This is a genomic window from Aquibium sp. ELW1220, from assembly GCF_030398385.1.
Lineage (GTDB): Bacteria > Pseudomonadota > Alphaproteobacteria > Rhizobiales > Rhizobiaceae > Aquibium.
The window spans coordinates 17,181-41,238 of sequence record NZ_JAOAOQ010000048.1 but is presented as its reverse complement, the minus strand read 5'-3'; the positions used below and the strand labels follow the sequence as shown (position 1 = coordinate 41,238).

Annotated in this window: 24 protein-coding genes and 2 pseudogenes; 5 read left to right on the top strand and 21 right to left on the bottom strand. The window is 68.6% G+C overall.

Annotated features, from left to right (window positions below; translation table 11 throughout):
* A pseudogene (locus N1F91_RS26945) lies at positions 1-646 on the top strand (hypothetical protein); the annotation flags it as partial.
* A gap of 386 nt (positions 647-1,032) precedes the next feature.
* Here the strand turns inward: N1F91_RS26945 and N1F91_RS26940 are convergent.
* The 7 genes from N1F91_RS26940 to N1F91_RS26910 all read right to left on the bottom strand — a co-directional run bounded on the left by N1F91_RS26940 (position 1,033) and on the right by N1F91_RS26910 (position 6,534).
* Complete coding sequence (locus tag N1F91_RS26940) at positions 1,033-1,380, bottom strand: DUF1491 family protein (protein WP_289996760.1); 348 nt, start codon at positions 1,378-1,380, stop codon at positions 1,033-1,035.
* Positions 1,381-1,466: 86 nt separating this feature from the next.
* Positions 1,467-2,186 (bottom strand): SDR family NAD(P)-dependent oxidoreductase, encoded by a 720-nt coding sequence (locus tag N1F91_RS26935; protein WP_354670567.1) that lies wholly within the window; start codon positions 2,184-2,186, stop codon positions 1,467-1,469.
* Between the two features lie 63 nt (positions 2,187-2,249).
* Positions 2,250-2,744, bottom strand: coding sequence for a DUF427 domain-containing protein (locus N1F91_RS26930; RefSeq protein ID WP_289996756.1), 495 nt, complete (start codon positions 2,742-2,744; stop codon positions 2,250-2,252).
* Positions 2,741-3,103, bottom strand: a complete 363-nt coding sequence (locus N1F91_RS26925; protein ID WP_289996755.1) for a DUF393 domain-containing protein — start codon at positions 3,101-3,103, stop codon at positions 2,741-2,743. The genes N1F91_RS26930 and N1F91_RS26925 overlap by 4 nt, the downstream gene beginning before the upstream one ends.
* Positions 3,104-3,294: 191 nt before the next feature.
* Positions 3,295-5,058: an iron ABC transporter permease gene (locus N1F91_RS26920; RefSeq protein WP_289996754.1), complete on the bottom strand. Its 1,764-nt coding sequence runs from the start codon at positions 5,056-5,058 to the stop codon at positions 3,295-3,297.
* A 28-nt stretch (positions 5,059-5,086) separates the two neighbouring features.
* A complete protein-coding gene (locus tag N1F91_RS26915) occupies positions 5,087-6,073 on the bottom strand; it encodes an ABC transporter substrate-binding protein (RefSeq protein ID WP_289996753.1) in 987 nt (328 codons plus the stop codon).
* Positions 6,074-6,273: 200 nt separating this feature from the next.
* The gene (locus N1F91_RS26910) at positions 6,274-6,534 is read right to left on the bottom strand and encodes a type II toxin-antitoxin system RelB/DinJ family antitoxin (RefSeq protein WP_289996751.1); all 261 of its coding nucleotides are present in this window, start codon (positions 6,532-6,534) and stop codon (positions 6,274-6,276) included.
* Positions 6,535-6,785: 251 nt separating this feature from the next.
* Between N1F91_RS26910 and N1F91_RS26905 the strand changes: the two genes are divergently transcribed.
* Positions 6,786-7,061, top strand: coding sequence for a type II toxin-antitoxin system YafQ family toxin (locus N1F91_RS26905; protein WP_289996762.1), 276 nt, complete (start codon positions 6,786-6,788; stop codon positions 7,059-7,061).
* A 115-nt stretch (positions 7,062-7,176) separates the two neighbouring features.
* On the opposite strand, the gene N1F91_RS26900 is transcribed toward N1F91_RS26905, so the two are convergent.
* From N1F91_RS26900 to N1F91_RS26890, 3 genes are all read right to left on the bottom strand, one after another.
* On the bottom strand, positions 7,177-10,536 hold the full coding sequence (locus N1F91_RS26900; protein ID WP_289996749.1) for a caspase family protein: 3,360 nt from the start codon (positions 10,534-10,536) through the stop codon (positions 7,177-7,179).
* Positions 10,537-10,790: 254 nt separating this feature from the next.
* Complete coding sequence (locus N1F91_RS26895; RefSeq protein WP_289996746.1) at positions 10,791-11,690, bottom strand: peptidoglycan-binding protein; 900 nt, start codon at positions 11,688-11,690, stop codon at positions 10,791-10,793.
* A complete protein-coding gene (locus N1F91_RS26890) occupies positions 11,665-13,455 on the bottom strand; it encodes a HAMP domain-containing sensor histidine kinase (RefSeq protein ID WP_289996744.1) in 1,791 nt (596 codons plus the stop codon). Before N1F91_RS26890 ends, N1F91_RS26895 begins: the two co-directional genes overlap by 26 nt.
* A 441-nt stretch (positions 13,456-13,896) precedes the next feature.
* Between N1F91_RS26890 and N1F91_RS26885 the strand changes: the two genes are divergently transcribed.
* Together N1F91_RS26885 and N1F91_RS26880 are read left to right on the top strand one after the other, a co-directional pair.
* Entirely contained in the window at positions 13,897-14,199 is a 303-nt protein-coding gene (locus tag N1F91_RS26885) for a DUF5330 domain-containing protein (RefSeq protein WP_289996743.1), read from the top strand.
* Between the two features lie 197 nt (positions 14,200-14,396).
* Positions 14,397-14,825, top strand: a complete 429-nt coding sequence (locus N1F91_RS26880) for a SufE family protein (RefSeq protein ID WP_289996742.1) — start codon at positions 14,397-14,399, stop codon at positions 14,823-14,825.
* A 117-nt stretch (positions 14,826-14,942) separates the two neighbouring features.
* Here N1F91_RS26880 and N1F91_RS26875 read toward each other — a convergent pair whose 3' ends face one another.
* Together N1F91_RS26875 and N1F91_RS26870 are read right to left on the bottom strand one after the other, a co-directional pair.
* Positions 14,943-15,749 carry a DUF6456 domain-containing protein gene (locus N1F91_RS26875; protein ID WP_289996741.1) on the bottom strand — a complete coding sequence of 269 codons (807 nt, stop codon included), beginning with the start codon at positions 15,747-15,749 and terminating at the stop codon, positions 14,943-14,945.
* A complete protein-coding gene (locus N1F91_RS26870) occupies positions 15,746-16,057 on the bottom strand; it encodes a helix-turn-helix domain-containing protein (RefSeq protein ID WP_289996740.1) in 312 nt (103 codons plus the stop codon). Before N1F91_RS26870 ends, N1F91_RS26875 begins: the two co-directional genes overlap by 4 nt.
* A gap of 424 nt (positions 16,058-16,481) precedes the next feature.
* On the opposite strand from N1F91_RS26870, the pseudogene N1F91_RS26865 reads away from it, so the two are divergent.
* Positions 16,482-16,649, top strand: a pseudogene (locus tag N1F91_RS26865) (cytoplasmic protein); the annotation flags it as partial.
* Between the two features lie 118 nt (positions 16,650-16,767).
* On the opposite strand, the gene N1F91_RS26860 reads toward N1F91_RS26865, so the two are convergent.
* From N1F91_RS26860 to N1F91_RS26820, 9 genes are all read right to left on the bottom strand, one after another.
* Entirely contained in the window at positions 16,768-17,196 is a 429-nt protein-coding gene (locus N1F91_RS26860) for a MucR family transcriptional regulator (RefSeq protein WP_289996738.1), read from the bottom strand.
* A 299-nt stretch (positions 17,197-17,495) separates the two neighbouring features.
* Positions 17,496-17,846, bottom strand: a complete 351-nt coding sequence (gene mnhG, locus N1F91_RS26855) for a monovalent cation/H(+) antiporter subunit G (protein WP_289996737.1) — start codon at positions 17,844-17,846, stop codon at positions 17,496-17,498.
* Positions 17,843-18,184, bottom strand: coding sequence for a cation:proton antiporter (locus N1F91_RS26850; RefSeq protein ID WP_289996736.1), 342 nt, complete (start codon positions 18,182-18,184; stop codon positions 17,843-17,845). The genes mnhG and N1F91_RS26850 overlap by 4 nt, the downstream gene beginning before the upstream one ends.
* A complete protein-coding gene (locus N1F91_RS26845; RefSeq protein WP_289996733.1) occupies positions 18,181-18,654 on the bottom strand; it encodes a Na+/H+ antiporter subunit E in 474 nt (157 codons plus the stop codon). The genes N1F91_RS26850 and N1F91_RS26845 overlap by 4 nt, the downstream gene beginning before the upstream one ends.
* A complete protein-coding gene (locus N1F91_RS26840) occupies positions 18,651-20,219 on the bottom strand; it encodes a Na+/H+ antiporter subunit D (protein ID WP_289996731.1) in 1,569 nt (522 codons plus the stop codon). The genes N1F91_RS26845 and N1F91_RS26840 overlap by 4 nt, the downstream gene beginning before the upstream one ends.
* A gap of 7 nt (positions 20,220-20,226) precedes the next feature.
* Positions 20,227-20,604 carry a Na+/H+ antiporter subunit C gene (locus N1F91_RS26835; RefSeq protein ID WP_289996729.1) on the bottom strand — a complete coding sequence of 126 codons (378 nt, stop codon included), beginning with the start codon at positions 20,602-20,604 and terminating at the stop codon, positions 20,227-20,229.
* A complete protein-coding gene (locus N1F91_RS26830) occupies positions 20,604-21,023 on the bottom strand; it encodes a Na+/H+ antiporter subunit B (protein WP_289996728.1) in 420 nt (139 codons plus the stop codon). Before N1F91_RS26830 ends, N1F91_RS26835 begins: the two co-directional genes overlap by 1 nt.
* Before the next feature lies 1 nt (position 21,024).
* Complete coding sequence (locus tag N1F91_RS26825) at positions 21,025-23,370, bottom strand: putative monovalent cation/H+ antiporter subunit A (RefSeq protein ID WP_289996727.1); 2,346 nt, start codon at positions 23,368-23,370, stop codon at positions 21,025-21,027.
* A 223-nt stretch (positions 23,371-23,593) separates the two neighbouring features.
* Positions 23,594-23,962, bottom strand: coding sequence for an SH3 domain-containing protein (locus N1F91_RS26820; RefSeq protein ID WP_289996725.1), 369 nt, complete (start codon positions 23,960-23,962; stop codon positions 23,594-23,596).
* Positions 23,963-24,058: the final 96 nt, after the last annotated feature.

Genomic DNA, 24,058 nt, shown 5'->3' with positions numbered 1-24,058 from the left:
TGCGGCACCGGTCGCGCCGGCGCATGCCGCAGGCCCCGTCGCCGCGTCCGCGGGCGCCGGCGCGTCCCCTGCCCCGGCCGCATCCGGCCAGGCCGCGGGCGAGCCCGCGACCGGCTCTGCTGCGGGCCTGGTGCCGGACGCCGTGCGTGACGCCGCCGAGGCCGTCCGCCGCGACCTGCGCGCGATCATGGCCGGCCAGCGGCCGCGGCGGACGTCGACCGTCCGCTCCGCCGAGCGGCTGGCGCACGAGGACGACTATCAGCGGCTGAAGGCGACACTGCTCTCAGGCAGCGCGCTGACATTCCGCGAGGCGCTGGCGCAGGCGCTCGGCATCGGCGCCGAGACTGCCCGCTCGATTGCCGCCTCGCGCAGCTACGACGACATGATCGCCGCCTTCCGCCACATCGACCTGTCGGAGGAGGAAGCCTTCCTGCTCGTCTGCGCCGCCTGCCCGGAACGGTTCTCGCGCACCAGCGCCATCCGCCTGTTCCTCGAGCGCTACCGCGCCTTCCCGGCCGCCGCCGCCACCGGCATCGTGCTGGCCTGGCGCACCGACCGCCTCTCGCCCCGCTCGACCCCCTCCCGCGCCACCGGCCAGGCCTCCATCCACCCGCTCCCGCCGCGCGGCGACATCAGGGCGTCGTAGGCGCGGCCCGGGCACCCGATCCGGTTCATGCACGGCGCATCGACGCCGCCCCTGCCCGAGGAGCGGACGGGCGGCAACGCTGCGGCCGGGCGGATTCCTTCACGCGGACTTTGGCGTCGTCGGACAGGAAGGCTCGCCGCTTGTCGTCACCAACACGAGCGCCGCGACACCCATCCAGCTTGGTATCCTCTCCCCCGGGCAGGGGGAGAGGTGTCGTCGCGAAGCGATGACGGAGAGGGGGTGCTGCCTCGCGCCGCGCAGCGGCGGGAGGATGAGAGCAAACCGAGAGCGTTGGAAGAAGTGCCGAGAGTTCTGCACATTCCTCGGGAATGACGCAACCCGACGTCTCTCTTTCCCGGGCGTCGGCCCCGGCCCGTCCAAAGGCCTCAGGCCGCCACGATTTCCACCAGCTCTTCGGCGGGCGTCGCCGTGTCCAGTTCCACGAACCAGACGTCGCCGTCGAACCGCGCCTCGCGCTCGATGCGCCTCGCCAGCGCCTCGTCGTCCAGCCCCTCGGCCACGACCGAAAACCGACGGCCCGAACCACCCTCCTCGCCATAGCCCGACTGCGGCGCCGGGCCGACCAGCTGGCCGAGCCCGTCGCGCCCGCGAAACACCAGGAACACCGCCCCCGCCTCCGCCGCCCCCTTGCGCATCACCGCCGCGAACCCGCCTGCGTTGAACACGCGGCGCGTCAGCGCGGAGACGAAGAAATCGGAGGTCAGGCGTGGCACGGCAGGTCTGGCTCGCGTGGAAGGGTCGAGGCCGTTGTAGCGGGCGGGCGGGGATGGGGGAAGGCGGCGACCGAAAGAGCGATCCGCTACGGCGTTATCCTGGACCCGTCCCAGGCCAGGATGCTGCCGCTTTCCGCCGCACTCAGGTCGGCGATGACGTCGAGCAGGTGCTTTGCCGCGATGTCGGGCAAAAAGCGCCTGTCGGCCGGCACGCCTCGGAGGAACGGCTGGCTGAGGTCGGTCGCGACGGTGCCGGGATGCAGCGCGACGCAGGCGGCCTGCGGATGAGTCCGCGCCAGTTCGACGGCGAGCGTCTTCACGATCATGTTGAGCGCCGCCTTCGAGGCGCGGTAGCCGTACCAGCCGCCCAGCCGATTGTCGCCGATGCTCCCGACCCTGGCGGACAGGGCGGCGAACACGGATGGGCGGTCGCTGCGCAGAAGCGGCAGGAAGTGCTTGGCGACCAGCGCCGGCCCGGTCGCATTGATCGCGAAATACCGCTCGAACGATGCGGCCGAGAGCTGGCGATGGCTCTTCTCGGGCGCGATCCTGTCGGCGTGCAGCAGCCCGGTCGCGACGAGCACGAGGTCGAGCGGCCCCTCGGCGCGCAGGGCCGCAGCCGCATCGGCGATGCTGGTCTCGTCCTCGATGTCGATGATCCCGGCCGCAAGCCGCGCATCCGCCGCCACGCCGCGGCGCGACAGGGCATGGACCCTGGTGCCGCGGTCGGCCAGCGCCACCGCAAGCGCGCCGCCGATGCCGCCGGACGCACCGACGACGACCGCCCGTTCCAGACGCATCGCCATGGTCATGCGTCCCGCACCGGATGAGCGGAGGATCCCCGGCGACGACGCTCGACCGTCATCGGGTCACCATCCCATGGTCCCAGGCCCGCCCTTGAACGGGCCGACGACCCGGCTGGTGATCCATCCGCCGTAGAAACGGCCGGCCTGGGGCGTCACCGTCTCGCCGTCCACGCTGCACCGGTCGAACGGCCCGGCATAGAAGGCGACGTGGTCGCGCAGGAGCGCAAAGGCCGGCGTCGGGCTGGGGTAGCTCCAGCCGACCCTCGGCAGCACGATGTCTCCCGCCACCACGTCCCAGTAGACGGCGGCGCCCTTCCACTCGCAGAGCGAGGTTCCTTCCGCCCTGCGAAGCACGCCGGGCGCGATGTCGGCCGGCGGGATGTAGTAGGATGGCGGGTGGCTGGTCTCGAGCGTCCGCACGGCCGACCGGGTGTCGGCGATCCGTCGCCCGCCATGCTCGATGACGATGTGGCAGGGGCTCGGCTCGGCGATGGCCGGGCGAGGATAGGCCCACACGCTTTCCTGGCCGGGACCGACCGGTTCGCCCCTGCGCATCATGCAGCCTCCGGCGAGCGGGCCAGGCGCTGCAGCCTCGGTCGAACGCGCAGGAAGGCCACGTAACACCGCTCCATGAGGGCCAGCACCAGCGGGATGCGTGCCAGAAGGCCGATGGGACGCAAAAGCGGGATCGCCCGCCACATGGCCGCGAAGGCCCCGGCACCCGACAGCAGCACGCCGTTCTCGCGAGCGTGAAACCGGGCGAGCAGTTCGCCGCGGTCGACGGGGCAGTCGACGGCGTCGGATGCCGCGACGTCTATGAACTCGATCGCACCCCGGCGGTCGAGGCGCTTCATCAGCCTGATCTCGCGCGTGCAGAGCGGGCAGGAACCGTCGAACCAGATGGTGAGCGTGTGCATGACATGGATATGGGGCACCGTTCCCGAACGTCACCGCCTCAGAACGTCGCACGTCGCACGGCCGCCCCGTGCAGGCATCCGCAGTGGCGAATGCGGGCGGCCGGCAAGCGTTTCGACCCCGGGATGTCGCGAACCGTCCGAGGGAAGCTCCGGTCCCGCGCCGCGGGCACACGCAACCCTCGTCCCCTCCCCTATCCGCCATCCTTCCCGCCACACAGCTGCCGCCACGGCAGTGCGTTTTCCGGAAAGTATCTGCTCGTCGCTTCCAGCAGCAGCATCAGCGCGGCGATGACGGCGGTCGCGACCACGGCGAGCGCGGCCGATTCCGCGCCGAGGCCGGCATCCTCGAGGTTGAGCAGCGCCACGCCCAGCGTCTCCGTGCCCGCCGACCAGAGCAGGGCCGAGATGGTGAGTTCGTTGAAGGCGAGCAGGAACACCATCAGGCCGCCGGCCACCACCGAGGGCAGGACGATCGGCAGGATGATGGTGGCGATGCGCTTGGCGATGCCCGCACCGTCCATCAGCGCCGCTTCCTCCACATCACGCTCCAGCGAGGCGACCGCCGCCAGCACCGGCTTCAGCGCGATGGCGAGGAAGGAGGCGAGATAGGCAAAGAGGATGATCCAGGCGGTGCCATAGATCGAGACGCCCACCAGTGGCAGCGGGTTGACGAAGAGCAGGATGCAGGCAATGGCCACGACGACGCCGGGCAGCGCATAGGGCATCTCCACCACCGGCAGGATCACCATGCGCGCGAAGGCCAGCCGCCGGTCGAGCGCGTAGGCTGCGAGCAGCGACAGCACCGCCAGGATCAGCGCGGCGCCGCCGGCATAGGTCAGCGAATTGGCGAAGGCGCGGCGGATCAGCGCCTGGCCCCACATCGTCTCGGTGTACTGCGCAAAGGTCAGCGTCTCCCAGGTCAGCGTCACGCCATAGGCGGGCACCAGCGACTTGGCGACGAGCGAGGCCAGCGGCAGGAGGATGGTCGCGGCGAAGACGAGCCACAGCAGCGCCTCTGCGGGCAGCGTGATCGCGCGGCGATGGACGAAGGGTTCCAGGCCGCGCTCCATGTCGGTGCGCACGGCGCGCCGCGCGGTCGCGACGGTCGAGGCCACGACGGCCACGCCGGCGATCAGCGCGATCAGCAGCGAGACCAGCGCGGCGTCGTTGATGGCGCCGCGGCCGAAGCTCGCCAGCTGCCGGTAGACGGTGGTCGGCAGCGTGGTGACGCCGACCGGCAGGCCGAGCAGCGCCGGAATGCCGAAATTGCCGACGCCGGCCACGAAAGCGAGCAGCACGGCCGACAGGATGTTGAGCCGGATGACGGGCAGGATCACCTGGCCGACGATCGCCAGCGGCCGGGCGCCGTCGAGCCTTGCCGCCTCGATCAGCGCCTGGGGCACGCGCACGAGGCCCGACGCCAGGATGATGGCGACGAGCGGCGCGTGGTGCAGGCCCATGACGAGGATGACGCCGGCAAAGCCCAGCATCGGATTGGCGGTGCCGGGCGGCGGGGCGAGCCCCACGGCATTGAGGATCGGCGAGGACGGGCCGGCCAGCGTCTTGAAGGCGAGCGCCGAGACCTGCGGCGCGACCATCAGCGAGAGCACGAACAGGAAGGCCAGCGCGCGCCGCGTCGGCAGCGCCATCGTCGCCAGCACCAGCGCCACCAGGCCGCCGAGCACCACCGCAAGCGCCGTCGAGCCTGCCGCGATGATCAGGCTGTTCACGGTCGCCCGGGTGACCGAAGGTCCGGTGAGAAGACCGATTGCGGCAGCCGGGTCTTCCCGGACGACGCTTGCGCCGACCGAGACGAGCTGGACGACCGGCAGCAGGCAGAAGACGAGGACCGCGACGACGACGAGGGCGGCCATGAAGCCGCCCTCGTTGTCGGACCAGAGGCGCGCCTCGCCGGAGGACGTGGCACGGCGGGACGCGAAAGGTCGAAATGTCACGTTGGTCTGACGCGCGGCGGCCCCGGGATCAGTTCTGGCCGAACATGCCGGCGAAGGTCGCCTTGTCGGCTTCGGCCGTCTCGAGAGCCTTCGCCGGATCGAGCGGCAGGATCTCGATGTCGGCCAGCGCGGGGAAGCCCGCCGGGGCGGCAACGTCGGGATGCGCCGGCATGTAGCCCTGCGCAGCGGCCATCTCCTGGCCCTCGCGCGAGACGAGGAAGTCGACGAACGCCTTTGCGGCCTCGGCATTCTTTGTGCCGGCCATGATGGCGACCGGCTCGGAAATCGCCGAGACGCCCTCGGCCGGGAAGACGAACTCCACCGGCGCGCCCTTGGCCTTCTCGCGGATCGGCAGGAACTCCACGATCATGCCGTAGAGCTTCTCGCCGCCGGCAACGGCCTGCAGCACGCCGCCATTGCCGCCCGACGCCTGCGCGCCGTTGGCGGCCAGCTGCTCGTAATAGTCCCAGCCCTGTTCCAGGTTGGCGACGATCGCCTGCGTGTGGATCAGCGCCGCGCCCGAGGTCAGCGGCGACGGCATCGCCACCTGGCCCTTGGCCTCCTCCTTCAGGAGATCGCTCCAGGACGTCGGCTTCATCGGGGCGCTGGTGTTGTAGACGATGCCGGTGGTGATCAGCTTGGTGGGAAACCACATCCGCTCCGGATCCTGGATCGCCGGGTCGTAGGCCGATACGTCGGCCTGCGGATAGGCCATCAGCCGGCCGGCTTTAGCCATGTCTTCCATCGTCACGCTGTCGGCGATCAGGAGCAGGTCGGCCGGCGAGGCACCGGCTTCCAGCTCGGCCTGCAGCCGCGCCATCAGCTTCGTCGTGCCGTCGCGCACGAAGGTGACCTTCACGTCCGGGTGCCTGGCCATGAAGGCGTCGATGGTCTGCTGGGCGTCGTTGTTCGGCTGGCTGGTGTAGAGGGTCAGGCTGCCTTCGAGCGCCAGGGCGCCGGTCGCCGCGCCGAGCAGGGCCGCGCCTGCCACGAAAGCCTTCAGAATCGTCTTCATCGCGTGCTCCTTGGAACCGGGGAAACTCGGCCCCGCCTAGTGAAGCTGTGTTACCACACTGTGACAGGCCCGATGGCGTGGTTCGCGTCGAACATGACGCGGGAGGACCTCGCAGCGCGCCGATCATCTGCTCTGGCTGCACAAAGCTCGAAGCCGCCGTGCGTTCGTCCCGAAATCAGTCGATGCGCGTGGTCGGGTCTTCAGTCGTCGTTGAGGTCGGCCAGCAAGTCGCCGAGCGTGTCGAACCGCTTTACGTCGCCCTCTTCTGTGGCGCGCATCGCCGCTTTCGTCTCGCGGTTGGGAGTCTTGACCTCGAAGGGAAGCGCTCCCTCGGCGGCGACACGCACGAGCATCATGCGAATGGCATCGGAAACGGACAGACCCATGCCGGCGAGAACGGCGGTCGCTTCCCTCTTCAGGTCCGGATCAATCCTGGCGCGGACGACTTCAGCAGCGGACATCGGCACACTCACGTTCGTTTTGGGCTACATTGTAGCTACACCGGATATGATGCGTCCTGCCTCTTCGGTCAAGCTCCTGAACCGCCTCCTCTGCCAGAGAGAAGAACTACGAGAGCTGAAATCACTCCGAAGTCAGACGCCCCCGAATCCGCGCGACCGACTGATTGACACAGATCCTTCAAATAGACTGATATCGTCGATGACAAACCGATCGTCGAAATCTCTCCTTCGACCGAAGGGGAGGCAAGATGATGCGCAGGATCGAGCGGACCAACCAGTTCAAGCGCGACTTCAAGCGCGAGAAGAAGTCAAATCCGCGACTGGACGACATGCTCGTCCCGGTCATTGAACTGCTTCTCAGGGACGAGCCGCTCCCCGAGCGCTTGCGGGATCATGGTCTCTCAGGCCCATGGTCAGGCTTCCGGGACTGCCATGTCAGACCCGATCTGGTACTGATCTACGCCAAATCCACGCCGGAAACGCTGACGCTGACGCGGCTGGGCTCGCACGCCGAGCTGTTCGACTGACGCAAAAAGTCCTGCTTGCGGCTCGCTCTGCCTGATGACGCACCGAAGGCGCATCATCCATCTCCACGTGCCGCGCTGCGGTACGACAAGGCAGCAGCGCCGCCCCGCCTTCCCCTCAATACAGCGGCACCGGCCCCACGAAGCCCGACTGGGCGATCCAGGGCGTCTGCTTGGCGTCGGTCGCCCGCACCACGTCGGCCTTCACCTGCGCATAGAGCTCGTCCAGTTCGACGACGCCGTTGCCGTCGAGGTCGCTGTCGGGGCGGGCAAGAGCGGCGACCACGGCGCCGGTGAAGGCACCGCCGCGCAGGACCGCACTTTCGTAGCTGAACTGGCGGCCCTTCGAGGCGGCGAGCACGGCGATCGGCCGGTCCTTGCGCAGCAGCGCGTCCACGGCGTCGTCGTTGCTCGGAGCGCCGGCCGCACCCGAATGGCAGGCGTCGAGGAACACCATGACGCGGCCGGGCAGCGCCGCCAGCCGGTCGGCGAGCGCGTCGAAGGACAGCGCGGTCGCCGCCAGGTCGGCGACGCGCGTTGTCCGGTGCGCGAGGTACAGCCGGCCGGTCTCGTCGGTCAGGCCGTGGCCGGCGATGTGCAGGAACAGCGTGTCCTGCGGCTGCATCCGCGCGGCGACGGCATCGAGCCGCGCAGCCAGCGCGGTCGCCAGGTCGGGATCGTCGGCCAGCACCTCGACCGCGACGTCGCCATAGCGGCCGGGCTTGTCGAACGCCGCGGCGAAGGCCTGCGCGTCGGCCACGGCGAAGCGGAGCGGCGAGATGCCGGGATCGTCGAAGCGGTCGGTGCCGACCGCAAGCACGAACAGGCGCCCGGTCGCCGGGCCGGCTGCCGGGGTCGTTGCCGGGCTGGCCGAGGCGGCTGCGCGCGGCAGTGTCACGGTCCGGCTGGAGAGGCCCTGGCGGTCGCTTGCCTGAAGGGCGAACCAGCGCGTCTCGGGCAGCGCCGGCAGGTCGACGTCCAGTTCGGCGCGGTCGCCCGAGAGCGGCGTCTGCGCGATCCGCATGCCGTCGCGGAAGACGGACAGGCCGGCGAGCCCGCCCGCGGCAGAGAGGCGCAGGCGGGCGCGGCTTCCCTCCTGCGACACCAGTTCCACCTGCGGCGGCCGGCCGATGGCCGGCGGCGCTGCGAGGGCTGCCCGCCGCCCGAGACGCGCCTCGACCAGGCGGTCGGTCTGCAGCGGCGCGGCCAGGTTCTGCAAAGAATAGAGCACCGGGTCGCCGGGAAACTTGACCTGGACGTAGCGTGCGCCCTCGGGCGTCGCCTGGTAGCGCAGGTCGGGATCCATCACCACCAGCTCGTCGTCGACATAGAGGCCCGACAGCGTCTGCGCGCCGTCGGCGAGCGCATAGACGTAGAAGCGGCCGTCGCGGTCGAGCTGCAGCACGTGCGCGCCATCCTCGAGCAGGCCGATCAGGTCGATGTCCTCGGCCGAGGAGGGCGAGCGGATGGTGGTGACCACGTCCATCGTCGCGGGATCAACAACGAGGATGCGCCGGTCGCGGCCGGCGATCGCCAGCCGGTTGGACGCAAGCGCCTGGACGATGAGCGGCGCCTCGGCAAAGAGCGGCAGGCTGCCCTTCAACGCCGGCTCGGCGTCGCCCGCCTCGTCGTCGAAGGCGTCGTCGGTGAGGAACAGGTACGGATGCCCCGACAGGAGTTCGGCACGCTGTCCGTCGCGGTCGTGGCGCAGGAACGTGACCAGCCCGTAGGCCGCCGACGAGGAGCCCAGGCGGCAGACGCGCTGGTAGACGATCGACACGCCGTCGGCAGCGGCCAGCGTCCAGACATAGGCCTCGGTGTCGATGCAGTTGTCGAGCCGCTCCTCCAGCAGCGCGGTCGCCTCGCGGGCGCAGAGCGTGCGCGCCTCGTCCAGCGTCAGCCGGCGCGCCACCATGGCGGGCATGGCCGCCCAGCAGTTCTGCGGCCGGGCGGCGAGCGCCCGCAGGTTTTCCATGATGGGCTCGCCGTCCTCGTCGTAATAGTCCAGCTCGTCCCAGGACGGATCGTCTTCCGGCAGGTCCAGCGCGTCGTACTGCTCGTCCGTCAGCGCCGGCACCAGCCGCGGCGGCTGGCGCAGCACCACGCCGAATTCGGCCAGACGCACCAGCGCGCGGCGCTGCGCGCCGATGCCGACGGTCTTCGACAGCGCCATGGCGCCGCGGGTCAGGCCGCTGCCGTCGTCGACCAGCGCCAGGGTCGGACCCGATCCCGCCCGGTCCTGGATGCGGTGGCTGGCGACCACCTCGCGCGGCTCGTCGTCTTCAGGATTGAACAGCACCCAGCTGCGGGCTTCCGACGCCGCGAGGTCCAGCGTCTCGACCAGCGCCGCACCGTCGAGCCCGAAGCCCGGCACCGCGGGCGGGCCGTCGGCGTCGAAATCATAGCGCTGATGCCGGGAGGGATCGACGAGGTCGACGAGGTCGTATGTGTCGCCGGTCGGGCCGTGGCCGAGCTTCATGGCACCGTCGGCCGCCCGCAGTTCCGCGACGCCGCCGTTCTGGAAGGTGCAGGCGCCGCAGCCATGGGCATTGGCGAAGGGCTCGCGGTCGTCGTGCAGCATCTGCTTGAAGGTCACCGCGCCCGCACCGACATGGCCGACGAACAGCAGGCTGTCGTTCCAGGCCCAGTGCAGCGCGTGGACGAAGCCGCTGCGCGATCCGCCGCCGCCGTCGAGTTCGAGCACCGGGCGCTCGGCATAGAGATCGACGACGATGAGGTCGCTGCGCAGATGCGAAACTCCCTCCTCCAGCTCGATCGTCGGGCCGACCGCATGGACGTAGCGCGAGCCGGGCGAGAAGTTCGGCTCGAAGCCCGGCCCCGCATGGACGAGCGCGCCGGTCTGCGCGTTCAGCACGCGAAACGATTCGGCCCGCACCTCGAGCAGAAACCGCCCGTCGTTCGACAGGATGGTCTCCTTCGGCTCCTCGACGTCGAACGGGTCCTGGACGATGATGCGCGGGCGCCCGGCCGCAAGCTCCAGCACCAGCGGATCGCCGGCGGCGATCGTCGGCTCGCCGGCCCATTTCAGGAACACGGGAACATAGGCGAGCGCCCAGTCGAGGGTGAAGCCACCCGTCATGTAGGGCAGGATGTCGAGCTTTCCCGCTCCGTGGTCGGCATCGTGCAGCGGGATGAAGACGCGCATGCGGTCGGCGGCGAAGTCGAGCCCGAAAGGTGCCGGAGCGCCCGGCTCCTGCGCCAGGAAGCCGCTGCCCTCGAACCGCACCTCGCGCGGCATCGAAAGCACCAGATAGCGCGCGCCGGGGCACGCATCGGGCGCAGCCCAGGGATCGGACCAGGCAATGGTCAGCGGCGCGCCGCTGGTCGGCGTGTCGGTGAGGATCTCGAACGGCGGTGTATCGGCCGACGGCATCCGGCAGGCGCTGGACTGCGCCTGGGCAGGGACCTGGGCCAGGACGGCGAATATCGCCAGCAGAGGTACAAGCATGCGCAGCATGAGATGACTTCGCTCCCGACGCGAATGGCGTCGAATAGACGTCGGCCGCGCGCTTCCTGTCAACCTGCCGGTACAGGCCGGCCGCGGGCAAGAAATGGCGGCAATTCCGCTGGAATTATGTCGGGGCGACAGGTCTTTCGACCGCGGCTGCACTTCCTGCGGCCTGTCTCCCGTCACGAGAGGGCCGCCTGCAAATCCGCGAATGCTTCGCCGACCGCGCCGATCCGCTCCTGCGGCCGGCGGGGCTCATGCCTTCAGTTCGTCAGGCCGATTTCCTGCATCTTTGCCAGAAGCCGGTCGTCCGGCTCGCCGGTCACCGGCAGGCGGAACAGCGACTGGAACTCGCGGATGGCGGCGCGGGTCTTCTCGCCCATCACCCCGTCGATCTCGATCCCTTCGTTGCCGAAGGCGCGCAGGCCGGCCTGCACCCGCACCACGTCGGTCTGGACGGCGGCGGCTGCGCGCACCTCCTGCAGCATCTCGGTCGCGGCGGCCGCATCGCGCGGACGCGGCAGCGGCGCGGCGACCGGAACGGCGGCATAGGCCTGCTCCGGCACGGTGGCGGCCGGCGCAGGCGCGGGCGCTTGCGCTTCGGGTGCGGCGCGATGCGGTGCGCGGTCGCCGCCGATGCCCAGCGCGTCGAGCAGCCGGTCGTCGATCTCGCCCGTTCCCTCCATGCCCAGCGTCTTCTGGTAGCCGGCGATGGCGGCGCGGGTCTGCGGACCCATCAGCCCGTCCACGGTGCCGCGGTAGAGGCCGAGGCCCTCCAGCGCGATCTGGACGCGCATGGTGCGCTCCTGCACCGGAGAAGGTGCTGCGGGGGCCGCCGCGGGCTGTTCCTGCACCGGCGGAACCGAGTTCGTCACTTCCGCCGAGGGCGGCTGCATCACCGGTTCGGGGCGTGCGACCGGCAGCGGCGCCGGCATTGTGGCCGGGCGCTCGACGACGAAGCGGGTCTCCATCAGCGGGCCGGGGTGGCGGTAGGGCTGGTTCCACAGCGCATTGGCCGAAACGTAGAACAGCACCACCAGGAAGGCGGTGGAGGAGCCGACGAGGACCGGATTCTCCGCGATCGCCGCGCCGGATGCCGCGGCGGCGCCACCGATCAGGCCGGCGATCGGAGACGGTTCACGCTGATTGCCGGATCGCTTCATCGGCTGACGTCCTCGGCTTTGCGGCTGGCGGGATGGCGACGATTTCGGCATCGAACAGGTCCTGATGTCTCGGCGGCGTGCGGATCGGCAGCGTGACGGTGACGAGCGTCCCCTCGCCCGGCGCGCTGTCGATGGTCAACGAGCCGTCCTGCAGCTCGACGAGGCCCTTGACCAGCGACAGGCCGAGGCCGGTGCCCTCGTACTGCCGGGTGTAGTCGTTGAGAACCTGCACGAAGGGGCGGCCGATGCGGGAGAGGTCTTCGGCGCTGATGCCGATGCCGGTATCGGCGACCGACAGCGTCACGCGGCGCGGGTCCCGGGTGGCGGTCACGGTCACGCGGCCGCCCTGCGGCGTGAACTTCACGGCATTGGACAGGAGGTTGATCAGGATCTGCTGGATGGCGCGCCGGTCGGCGAAAAGGTCGCCGGACGCCGCGTCGAGCACCCGCTCCAGCGTCACGCCCTTGGCCTTGGCCTGGCAGGAGACCATCGACAGCGAGGTCTCGACCGCGTCGGCGAAGCGGAAGTTCTCAGGCAGGATCGGATAGGTGCCGGACTCGATGCGCGCCACGTCGAGGATCGAGTTGACGATCGCCAGCAGATGCTCGCCCGATTCGCGCACCAGCCCGACATAGTCGCGCTGCCGGTCGTTGGCCAGCGGACCGGCCATGCCGCTCTCCAGCATGTCGGAGAAGCCGATGATGGCGTTCAGCGGGGTGCGCAGTTCGTGGCTGACCGTGGCGAGGAAGCGCGCCTTGCCCAGTTCGGCGCGGCGGTTGGCTTCCGCCAGCGCCTCGCGCAGGCCGGCCAGTTCTGCATTGTCGCGCAGGATCGCCACGAAGCCGGCATCGGCAGCGCCCTGCCCCATCAGGTCGAGCGCGAAGGCGCGGTAGCCGCCGTCGCGGCGCTGACCGTCGGCAGGCAGGCGCAGCCGCAGTTCGACGTGGCGATGCTCGACGCCGTCGCGCAGGTCGGCCAGCGCCGTCAACCAGGCGATCCGGTCGGAGACGTGGATGCGATCCATGAGGCCGGAGCCGAACAGGAATTCGGGCTCGAGCCGGAGCAGCGACCGGGCGCTGTCGGTGCAGTCGACGACCTCGCCGCCGCGCGCCAGCCGCAGCGTCACCGCCGGCATCAGCGTCTCGACGGACGCCAGCGGCGCTTCGGCAGGCACGGCCTCGACGTCGGCCGAGAAGGCCGCGCGGCGCAGCCACAGCGTCATGCCGTAGGCGATCGGCAGCAGCCAGTGCGCGCCGGTCGCGGGCTGGACGGTTTCGGGAAGAAGCAGCGACAGCACGACCGCGCCGGTCACCGCGGCGGCCATGGCGGCGAGCCCGGCACGCAGCGCTGCACGGCTGCGCAGCGCAAACCACGGCTCGAGAACCAGCGGCAGCCAGGCGAGGAAGAGCGGCGAGGCGACGCCACCGGCGAGATGGATGGTCATGGCCACCGGCGCGGTGGCGCAGGCAAGCAGCAGCGGCGCGGCGATGGCGCGCGATCCGGTCTGGGCGACGGTGACAGCGGCCGTCCAGCCGACGACGAAGACGATGCAGATGGCGGCGAGCGCGACGGCGAGATCGGTGCCGGGAAACAGCACCTGCGCGAAGGCGCCGCCCATGAGGATGGGTCCCGCGAGAGCGACCGCAACCAGGCGCCGCTGCCGCTCGCGCTCGCCGGCATCGGCGATCGACGGATGCACGAGCCGGGCGCAGGCCTGTCCAAGCCGCGAATACCCTTCGCTCGTTCCTGTCGGAAGCTTACTCAACACCACGCGCTCACTGACGTCCGTTCGACGGATCTTCGTTCCCCCAGAACCTCGCATTCCCGGTTTAATGAATGAATAAGGCAGGGCGTGACCGAGGCTCCGGAAACGGTGGAAAACGGCCACGGCTCCAACCCGCCTCCGCAAGCTTCGGTTGATGGTTAACGAACGGTATCCGCGGGCCGAGGCGAAACGGGTCCGCGCCGGGCGGCCGCAGGGAGTGGTTTTCCTGCAATTCCAGCAGGATGGCTGGTAAAGACGCGGTTCACGCGATGCCGCGGATTTGCATCGAATGGAAAGCACTGCCCGATCGCTCGGATTTGCATTCAATTTGAGGAAAACTTCGCCGCGCGCTGCAATCGGACGTTGGGGCGTGCGATATAGGAAGGCAGGAAGAGCCTGCGGCCTGACGGTGCGGGCCAGGGAATGACGGGACGTGAGGCGATGGGTTTCCTGATCCGGACGAGCTTCTGGTTTTCACTGGTTCTCCTGTTCCTGCCGATCGCGCCGGAAGAGGGTACCGATACGGTCAGCCCGCTTGCGGCGCTGGTGGCGGCGCGCGATGCGATCGGCGACGTCAGCGGCATGTGCGAGCGCGAACCGCAGGTCTGCGAGACCGGCCGCGCCGCCCTGGCCACCATCGGCGTCAGGGCGCGCGAGAGCGCCCGCATGGCCTACCAGATGCTCGAAGACGAGCCCGTCGAAAGCGATTCCATCACAACCGGCGGGGTCAAGCCCGCACAGTGACGCCGCTTGCCGGCCTGCTGCCCGGAGGCGGCCGGCTAAACTCTGATCGACTGCCATGACAATGGCGCGCCGCATGCATGGGCCTCGTGCATGCGGCGTTTTTTCCATTCGATGCAAAGGTTCGAAATCGTCGGCCGAGCGGTTCAACAGTCCCGCTTTCCGCTCTATATGCGGATCAACAGGGACGAAGACACATCATGGCCGCCGACATCCAGTCCATCATCGACGACTTCGCCTTCATCGACGACTGGGAGGACCGCTACCGCTACGTGATCGACCTCGGTCGCGACCTGCCGCCCTTCCCCGAGAGCGACCGCACCGAGGAGAACCGGGTGCCCGGCTGCGTCAGCCAGGTCTGGCTGACGACGCGGCGCGGCAGCGGCGACGATCCGGTCGTCGAGTTCACCGGCGATTCCGATGCCCACATCGTGCGCGGCCTCGTGGCGCTGATGCTGGCCCTCTATTCCGGCCGCAAGGCCAGCGACATCGTCGCCACCGACGCCGAGGGCGTGCTGGCAGGGCTCGGGCTCGACGAGCACCTGACGCCGCAGCGCTCCAACGGTCTGCGGTCGATGGTCAAGCGCATCCGCCACGATGCCCGCATGGCGCTGGCCGACCCCGCCTGAGGCCGGCCGCCGTCCCGGGCCTGTCTCCCGGAGCGGGCGGACCGGTTCCGGGAGACAGGCGGGATCGCAAGGTGCCGGCGGCACGGTCCCGACGAATAGCGATCCCCGTTGCCTGCGTCAGGTCCGCGCGGTCTTCGGCCGGTAGTCCCTGGCGCCCCAGTGGAGGATGCGGCCGGCCTGGCGCCTCGGCTGGGGCTCATAGTGGCGGGCGAGCGCCGACAGCGCGGCGCGGAGCATCACCTTGGCCGAGCGCACCGGCCATCCGCGCTCCAGTTCCACCGTCTCCAGGCCTTTCAGGAAGCAGCAGACGTCGACCAGCAGGCCGCCAAGCTCGGGGCCGACCGCCTCGATGGCGCGGTCGACGCGGTCGCGCGCCGCCAGGGCCGAGTCCGTCAGGTCCACCGAACTGCCCCCCCGACCTCCCGATCCGCCACCGCCCAGTGCGGCCCAGTTGACGCCCAGCCGCGGCATCAGCAGGCCGCGGCCATAATCGCTGCGGAAGCGCTCTCCGGCGTGAAACAGCTCGTCGTCGAGAAAGCGCCGGCCATCCCGGTCGCGGAGGCGGGAAAGCTTGGCCAGCGGCGATTCCGCCAGGTTCACCGCCACCGCCTGCTGTCCCTCCTCGGTCTCCACGATCGCGGTCCCCACCTCCCCATGCGGGAGCAGGAAGGGCCGCTCGGCGCCCCGAAACCGGACATAGGCAGCGCGGCCCGTTTCCGTGAGCTGGAGCAAGCCATTGCCCGCGCGCTGCAGGAGGCCCGCCGCGGCCATCGTTTCCAGCGCCGAACCCTCCACCTGGATCGCGCCGAGGCGCTCCGACCGAAGCCGGACCCGCCCGCGCAGGGTCGCCTCCTCGACATAAGCATCGCCGCCCGCCAGGAAGCGCAGGATCCGAAGCCGTACCTTGTCCGTCGCGCGTTTCATCGGCGGTGCTCCAAGCCGCGGAGTGCAGCGCCCGCGACGCGCTCCGTCAGGGCAACGATGGCATCGAAGTCGGCGTCGTCACGCATGTCCTCGATCAGGTGGCAGGCATGCAGCACCGTGGTGCGCTCGCGGGCGAAACCGCGTCCCACCTCGGACATCGACAGCCCCATGACCACGTGGCTCACATACATGGCGATCTGCCGCACCCGCGAGACGCTCGTGGAGGTCCGTCCCGCCTGGCGCAGTTCGCGGCCGCTGACGTTGAACAGCGCCGCGGTGATGTCGATGACGCAGTCGCACACGAACACCGCCCGCTCCGTCGATCGCGGCGACAGCGGCGCGCGTCGGTGCTCCCTCTCCTGAGGCGGGTGGCCGGGTGGTGCCACAGTGGGTCTGTGAAGGATCTGGCTGGCATTTGACGATGGCACGGAACATTTCCCCCTGGTGATAGGAATATGTTCCTCTTATAGCGGCAGCCCCGCAAGGTGTGAACAAAAGCGCAACACCTGAATCCGCACTTTTCTTCTACGTCATTGATTCTTCGACCAGATTTAAAGTGGCTGCAGATTTTTCACAGGGATTCTGTCCCCACCCCCGTGACCCGCACCCATCATGCGGCCTCCAGTTCACGCACCGGAGGCCCCCGTAACGACATTTGCAGAAGACGCGAGAAACCACCGCGAGCGCAAGGCGCTCGAAGCCAGGAACGCCGCCATCCGCGCCGCCTTCTTCCTGACGACCGGCGTCGAGATCGGGGCCGCGCTGGCAATGGCCGGCGAGGCGCGGGCGGCGCTGCGGCAGCGGCTCGAGCGCCTGATCGAGCGCGAGCGTCTGCGCGGCGCGGCGCGCCACTGGAGCTACGACCTCAACCGGCACATCGCGCTGAAACAGGCGCTCGACCAGTTCGGCGACGGCGAAAAGCCGGGCGGCGCCGACCCCGCCCGCCCCGGGCGCAGACGAAAAGACGGCGGCACCGGGAGGCGCCGCCGTCAAACCCGGAAAGAACCGTCAGGTCAGGTCAGCGCGCCGTCTTGCGCTTGCGACCGAGGCCCATCTTCTTGGCAAGCTGCGAACGCGCTGCTGCATAGTTCGGTGCGACCATCGGGTAGGTCGCGTCGAGGCCCCACTTCTCGCGATACTGATCCGGCGTGAGGCCGTAATGGGTCATCAGGTGCCGCTTCAGCGACTTGAACTTCTTGCCGTCCTCGAGACAGATGATGAAGTCGTCATGGACGGACTTCTTCGGGCTGACCGCGGGCTTGGGCTTCTCGGCAGGCGCCATTTCGGTCGCCGTGCCGACCCGGCCGAGCGCGGCGTGGATGTCGGCGATCAGGTTCGGCAGTTCGGAAACGGGAACGGGATTGTTGCTGACATAAGCGGCAACAACGTCGGCGGTCAGCTCGATGAGCATGTTGCCTTGAGTCAGGTTCGACTCGGAAATTTCCATATCGGTCAGGCCCCAGTGAGTTGGCTAGTGGATTGAAGTCGGCGTTCTAAGCACCGCTGCGTTTGAGAACCGCGAATACGTCGCTGCACGACTCGCCATTCGTTCTGATAAATGAGCCCGCATAGTCTTCAAGTCAATTCTGTTTTCGGAAAATTACGAAAAAATAATGTAACAAATCGGTTTAGTGGTTTGTGAACCATCTGAACTGCAACCGCCGCGAGACAACCAGAGCATCCAAAAATATTATCAGAAGGATTTGTATCGTGATCAGCGCGCCATCTGGTCCGGCCACATTCGGTTCATTCGTCTTTGTGTGCTGCACGCGGCGGCATCTCGTCGTGGACTGATCCTTCCCAGAGAGGATAGCCCGCGGCATAGGCGGCTTTCGCCAGAAGATGGGCCGAGATCGGCGCCGTCAGAAGAAAGAAGATGACGCCGGCGAGCGCGCGCGAGGCGACGGCGGTGTCGTCGGTATAGACGGCGACGGCGATCAGCATGACGCAGGCGCCCAGCGTTCCGGCCTTCGAGGCCGCGTGCATGCGGGTGTAGAACTCCGGCAGCCGCAGCAGGCCCACGGATGCAACCAGGGCGAATGCGGCGCCGATCACGATCAGGATTCCGGTCAGGTAGTTGGTGATGACGTGCGTCACAGCTTCACCTCCGGGTTGCTTGGCGCGGTCTCGCCCTCGGCCGCGTTCTTCTCGCGATAGCTGCCGCGGCTGAGCACGAAGCGGGCGAACGCCACGGTCGCCAGGAAGCCGACGAGGCCGAGCGCGATGGCGACGTCGATGTAGAGCGTGATGCCGGTGCGGATGCCGATGACGGCGATGAAGCCGAGCGCGACGGCGACCAGCATGTCCAGCGCCACGATCCGGTCGGGCAGCGTTGGGCCGCGCACGACGCGGTAGACCGTCACCAGGAAGGACAGGCACAGCAGGCCGAGCGCGACGGTCACCGCACCGCCAAGGAAGGTTTCGCTGCCGCTCACCGGAAGGCCTCCATGATCTTGCGCTCGAAGCCGGTGGCGATGTCCATGCGCGCCTGGTCGGGATCGGAGCAGTCGAGCGCATGGATGTAGAGGAATCGCCGGTCGTCCGAGACGTCGACCGACAGCGTGCCCGGCGTCAGCGTGATCAGATTGGCGAGCAGGGTGATCTCGAAGTCGCGGTCGACCTTCAGCGGATAGGCGAAGATGCCGGGCTTGAGCTTCATGTCGGGCGTCACCACCAGCACGGCGACGCGCCAGGAGGACAGGACGAGCTCGTAGACGAACAGGATCGCCAGCGACAGCACGCGGCGGGCACGGGCGAAGTAGCCCAGCGATCCCACCTGCTCGCGGATCAAATAGAGCGCGCCGGCACCGAGCGCATAGCCGAACAGGAAATTGACGAAGGTGGCCGAACCGGTCATCACCATCCAGGCCAGCGCGAGGATGATATTGGCGAGATAGAGCGTCATGATCCACCTTGCGCTGAAAACACCGAGCCGATGTAGGATCCGGGGTCGGCAAGGCCCGCCGCCGCCGTTTCCGCGATGCGCAGGAACGGCTCGGGCCAAAGGCCGATCCAGACAGCGGGGACGAGAAGCACGAGCACGGTGCCATAGCCGGCAATCGGGTCGATCGGCCGGGTGTCGGCCGGCGTCGCCAGGGCCTGCTGCGGGCGCCAGAACGACAGGGCGAAGACACGGCCGAGCACGATGGTGGTGAGCACGCTCGACAGCAGGATCGCGCCGGTCAGCCACCACGCCTGGCCTTCGATCGCCGCCTTCACCAGCATGACCTTCGGCCAGAGCCCGGACAGCGGCGGCAGGCCGGCCGCGGCCAGCATCAGGGCCAGCATCATGGCCGCCAGAAGCGGATGCGACCGGTAGAGCCCGCCGAGCTCATGCAGCGAGAAGCTGCCGCCCGCCTCGCGCATCAGGCCGGCGAGAAGGTAGAGCGCGGTCATGATCAGGATCGAGTGGATGGCGTAGAGCACGGTGCCCGACAGCGCCAGCGGCGAGCCGATCGCCAGCCCGGCCAGCATGGTGCCGATGCCGGAGATGACGACGAAGCCGATGGTGCGCCTGATGTCGGTCTGCGCCAGCGCGCCGAGCACGCCGAGCACCATCGTCAGGACGGCCACCACCGCGATGACGTCCGACAGCACCGCGCGCTCGACGGGAAAGAGCGTGGTGAAGGTGCGCAGCAGCGCATAGACGCCGACCTTGGTCAGCAGGCCGCCGAACATCGCCGACGTGACGATCCGCGGCGTGTGGTACGACGCCGGCAGCCAGAAATTCAGCGGGAACGCCGCCGCCTTCATGCCGAAGGCGAGCAGATAGAGCGTGGCGATCGTCATCAGCGGGCCGCTCTCGCGAAGTCCATCGGCCTTGCGCGCGATGTCGGCCATGTTGAGCGTGCCGAAGACGCCGTAGAGATAACCGGTGGTTATCAGGAACACCGTCGTGGCGATCAGGTTGAGCACGGCATACTTCACGGCGCCGTCGATCTGGCGCCGCTCCGAGCCCAGGATCAAGAGGCCGAAGGACGAGATCACGAAAACCTCGAACCAGACGTAGAGGTTGAAGATGTCGCCGGTCAGGAAGGCGCCGTTCACGCCAGCGATCATCAAAAGCAGGAACGGATAGAAGCCGTAGCGCCGGCCGGTGGCGTTGATGTCGCGCAGGGCGAAGACGGCCGCCGCCGTGGTGGCGAAGGTGGCGGTGGTGGCGAAGGCCGCGCCCAGCATGTCGGCCTGGAACGTGATGCCGTAGGGCGGCAGCCAGCGGCCCATCGTCATCACCTGCGTCCCCTCGCCCATCACCCGCCACAGGAGGACGAGACAGGCGGCGAAGGTCGCGGCTAGCACGGCGAAGGCGACCGCGGCATGCAGCCGCGTCCGGTGCCGCACCATCAGGAGCAGCGCGCCGCCGAGGATCGGCAGCGCCACCGGCGCGATCACGGCCCAGTCGATCAGGCTCGTCACGCCCAGGACGAAGGCGGCGCTGGTGTCCACCGGCACGGAGGTTTCGGCTGCCATGGTTGCCTCAGTATCCCAGGGGCGGAAGGCCTTCGCCCTCCGGCTCGGCGATGCGCATCTCGTCGGTGTTGTCGGTGCCGAGCTCCTGATAGGCGCGGTAGGCCAGCACCAAAAGGAAGGCGAAGAAGGAGAAGGAGATGACGATGGCGGTGAGGATCAGCGCCTGCGGCAGCGGGTTGGCCGTCACCCCGTCGAGCGCGGTCCTGCCTTCGGCGATGATCGGCGGAACCTCCCGCAGCACGCGGCCGGCGGTGAAGATGGTCATGTTGACGGCATTGCCGAAGATGGCGATGCCGAGCAGCACGCGGATGATGTGCTTCGACAGCATCATGTAGATCGAGACGGCGTAGAACAGCCCGACGAGCCCGGTGAGCGCGGTCTCCATCAGTCCTCCTCCCTTTCCTCGAGAGCGAGCGCGATCGAGGTGATCGCGCCGACGACGACGAAGTAGACGCCGAAGTCGAAGAACATGACCGAGGAGAGGTCGATGGTGACGCCGGGCAGGTAGACCTTGGTCCACAGCCCCGTCAGGAACGGTACACCCATCGCGAGCGACAGCAGTCCCGCCGCCGCCGACAGGAAGAGGCCGAAGCCGGCGATCGCCATCGGGTGGAAGTACATCGCCCGGCGCACCGGCGCCACGCCGCAGGCGATGCCGTAGATCGCGAAGGCGGAAGCCGCGATCAGGCCGCCGATGAAGCCGCCGCCCGGTTCGTTGTGGCCGCGCAGCAGCACGAAGACCGAGAACAGCACCATGAGGCTGGCGAGGTAGGGTGCCGCGGTTCTGAAGATGACGGTCTGCATGTCAGGACGCCGCCTCCGGCTGTTTGGACGTCCGGGGAACCCGGATGCGGATCAGGGCGAGGATGGCGAGCCCCGTGATCATCACCACCGCGATCTCGCCCAGCGTGTCGAGGCCGCGGAAGTCGACGATGATGACGTTGACGATGTTGCGGCCATGCGCGATCACGTAGGAATAGGTGCTGAAGAACTCCGACAGCGTGGCGTCGAAGGGGATCTGCGTCACCTTCAGCAGGAGCAGCGCGAAGCCCAGCCCGCAGGCGCCGGCGATCGTCATGTCCAGCAGTTTCTCCGGCGTCGGGCGATGGTCGCTCGGATGCAGCCGCAGCCGCGTCATCACGAGCGCCAGGATCACGACCGACAGCGTCTCTACCATGAACTGCGTGAACGACAGGTCCGGCGCGCCGAGCAGAAGGAACAGCAGCGCCACCGCGAAGCCCTGGATGCCCAGCGACACGATCGCCGTCAGCCGGTCGGCCGCATACACCACCGCGCCGAGGCCGATGATGGCGATGGCGAAGACCGTCCATTCGTAGAAGGTGAGATCGGGGACCGACGGCATCGAAGGCAGTTCGTCGAACACCAGCATCGGCGTCCAGACCGCGATCGCGATCATGACGAAGGTCACGACCATGTAGACCTCGAGGCGGCCGTTCTGGATGACGCCCGTCACCGCATCGGCCAGCCGGATCAGGCCGCGGATGACCTGGTCGAAGCCGCGGTCGGGACCCCAGCCTATGGCGGCAAGCACGCCGGCCATGGCGTCGCGCGCCCGGTCGAGCAGCAGGTAGATGGCGATTCCGAGGGCGATGGTGACGAGCGAGAGCAGCAGCGCCAGGCTCGCATGCGGCACGACGGAAATGTAGATCTCCACCGGTGCGCCGGCAACGGCCGCCGCCATCGGCTCGGACACATAGTGGTGCGAGACGCCGGAGAAGACCGCCGCCACGAGACCGACGACGGCGAGCGTCAGCGGTCCGAGCCAGAGCAGCACCGGCCCTTCATGCGCGTGCTTGGGCGTCTCGACGGCCGCGCCGAGGAAGGGCTTCAGCGCCACGGCGAAGCCGATCACCAGCATCAGCGCATTGCCGACGATGGCGACGACGGTGAAGACGCCGTTCCAGCCGCCCGAGAAGTTCAGCGCCGCATAGATCTCCTCCTTGGCGAGGAAGCCGAAGAAAGGCGGCAGCCCGCCCATCGACAGTGCGGCCAGAAGCGCGGCGGCGAAGGTGATCGGCATGGCCGAACGCAGTCCGCCGAGGCGGCGCACGTCGCGGGTGCCGGCCTCGTGGTCGATCAGGCCCGCCACCATGAACAGCGCGCCCTTGAACATCGAATGCGCCACCAGATAGAGCACCGCCGCCTCGATCGCGATCTCGGAGCCGAAGCCGGTCAGCATGACCAGCAGGCCGAGCGAGGCGACCGTCGTATAGGCCAGCATCAGCTTGAGATCGGTCTGGCGGATGGCGAGCAGCGTGCCGACGATGAGCGTCGTGCCACCGAAGACCGGCAGGATCGTCTCCCACCACACAGTCTCCCCCAGCACCGGGTTGAGGCGCATCAGCAGGTAGACGCCGGCCTTCACCATGGTGGCGGAGTGGAGATAGGCCGAGACGGGCGTCGGCGCCTCCATGGCGTTGGGCAGCCAGAAATGGAACGGGAACTGCGCCGACTTGGTGAAGGCACCGCCGAGAACCAGCACGAGCGCCAGCAGGTAGAAGGGCGCCGCTCGCAGCGCGTCGCCTGTGGCGAGCAGGCCCGACAGCGTTCCCTGCCCCGTCGCGGCCCAGATCACCAGCAGCCCCGCGAGCAGCGACAGGCCACCCAGCCCCGTCACGACCAGCGCCTGGATTGCCGCGCGCCGCGACGCCTCGCGGGCGTGGTCGAAGCCGATCAGCAGGAAGGACGTGATCGAGGTCAGTTCCCAGAACACGAACAGCATCATGAAGGAGTCCGACAGGACCAGGCCCTGCATGGCGCCCATGAACATCAGGATGAAGGAGAAGAAGCGGCCCTGCTGCTCGTGCCCCTTCAGGTAGCCGCCGGCATAGAGGACGATCAGCGTGCCGATGCCGGAGATCAGCAGCGCGAAGGTCAGCGACAGACCGTCGATGAACCAGGCGAAATCGACGCCGAGGCTCGGGATCCAGGAATATCCGCCCGTCACCGTCCTGCCGTCGGCGACGTCGCCGAGATAACCGAAGAAATGGACGACCAGGAACAGCGGCGCCAGCGCCAGCACCCAGGCCGCGTTGTGCTTGAAGACGCGGGTCAGCGCGGGGGCAATCGCGGCGGCCAGGAACGGCAGGATCAGCGCAAGAAATGTAACCGACTGCGATCCGTCCGCCATCCAGAAGTCCCGTCCCCGCCATTGCTTGGGTCACGTCGTGCGTGCCGGGGGACAGATAGCGACTCGGTCTTGGCCCCGCAAGCAATTGCCGCAAGGTCGCGACATTTGTGCAAGCGGAACCGTCCCGAAACACGCCGCGCCGACGCCTTCGGTCGCGCATCGCGGCGCGGCACGCCGGCGCGGATGATCACGGACCGGACGGACGAGATCATCCGCGCAGCTTTCAGTGCGGGACGATGTACTTGCCGTAGACCCAGCCGGTGGCGAAACTGCCGTTCTGGGCCGGATCATGCCAGACCTCGCACCAGCGATGGCGCACGGCCTGCGCCTTTTTCCAGTCGGGCTGGCCGGCGACGTCGTCGAGGCTGAGCCCGCCGGTGCAGCGGCCGGTCATCTGCAGCACCGTCCCGTTCGGATAGGCCGACTGGATCTGCGAGGTGCTCGCCGGATACTTGCGCACGTTGAGCACGTCGCCCCAGGCGACGTTGGCGACCTCCCAGGCATGGAAGACGGAGGCCTGCGCGCTGGCGGCGAGGCCGGCGGTCATGGCGAGGGCGGCGAAGGCGGAGGCGAGGCGAAGCTGCGGTTTCATCGGCGTTTCTCTCCCAAAGCATTTGAACAGGCCCGGAGAATGACATAGCTGACGTGAACAGCCGCCCACCGATCCGTTCATTTCCCATTCAAGCAG

Coding starts and splice junctions, on each gene's coding strand:
- N1F91_RS26910 (WP_289996751.1), bottom strand. CDS start 6,534: ATGTCCGCTGCTGAAGTCGTCCGCGCCAGGATTGATCCGGACCTGAAG.
- N1F91_RS26845 (WP_289996733.1), bottom strand. CDS start 18,654: ATGACGCTCTATCTCGCCAATATCATCCTCGCGCTGGCCTGGATGGTG.
- N1F91_RS26830 (WP_289996728.1), bottom strand. CDS start 21,023: ATGCAGACCGTCATCTTCAGAACCGCGGCACCCTACCTCGCCAGCCTC.
- N1F91_RS26860 (WP_289996738.1), bottom strand. CDS start 17,196: ATGGAAATTTCCGAGTCGAACCTGACTCAAGGCAACATGCTCATCGAG.
- N1F91_RS26895 (WP_289996746.1), bottom strand. CDS start 11,690: ATGAAGCGATCCGGCAATCAGCGTGAACCGTCTCCGATCGCCGGCCTG.
- N1F91_RS26875 (WP_289996741.1), bottom strand. CDS start 15,749: ATGAAACGCGCGACGGACAAGGTACGGCTTCGGATCCTGCGCTTCCTG.
- N1F91_RS26840 (WP_289996731.1), bottom strand. CDS start 20,219: ATGGCAGCCGAAACCTCCGTGCCGGTGGACACCAGCGCCGCCTTCGTC.
- N1F91_RS26825 (WP_289996727.1), bottom strand. CDS start 23,370: ATGGCGGACGGATCGCAGTCGGTTACATTTCTTGCGCTGATCCTGCCG.
- N1F91_RS26885 (WP_289996743.1), top strand. CDS start 13,897: ATGGGTTTCCTGATCCGGACGAGCTTCTGGTTTTCACTGGTTCTCCTG.
- N1F91_RS26905 (WP_289996762.1), top strand. CDS start 6,786: ATGCGCAGGATCGAGCGGACCAACCAGTTCAAGCGCGACTTCAAGCGC.
- N1F91_RS26915 (WP_289996753.1), bottom strand. CDS start 6,073: ATGAAGACGATTCTGAAGGCTTTCGTGGCAGGCGCGGCCCTGCTCGGC.
- N1F91_RS26820 (WP_289996725.1), bottom strand. CDS start 23,962: ATGAAACCGCAGCTTCGCCTCGCCTCCGCCTTCGCCGCCCTCGCCATG.
- N1F91_RS26935 (WP_354670567.1), bottom strand. CDS start 2,186: ATGGCGATGCGTCTGGAACGGGCGGTCGTCGTCGGTGCGTCCGGCGGC.
- N1F91_RS26925 (WP_289996755.1), bottom strand. CDS start 3,103: ATGCACACGCTCACCATCTGGTTCGACGGTTCCTGCCCGCTCTGCACG.
- N1F91_RS26880 (WP_289996742.1), top strand. CDS start 14,397: ATGGCCGCCGACATCCAGTCCATCATCGACGACTTCGCCTTCATCGAC.
- N1F91_RS26835 (WP_289996729.1), bottom strand. CDS start 20,604: ATGGAGACCGCGCTCACCGGGCTCGTCGGGCTGTTCTACGCCGTCTCG.
- N1F91_RS26930 (WP_289996756.1), bottom strand. CDS start 2,744: ATGATGCGCAGGGGCGAACCGGTCGGTCCCGGCCAGGAAAGCGTGTGG.
- N1F91_RS26900 (WP_289996749.1), bottom strand. CDS start 10,536: ATGCTGCGCATGCTTGTACCTCTGCTGGCGATATTCGCCGTCCTGGCC.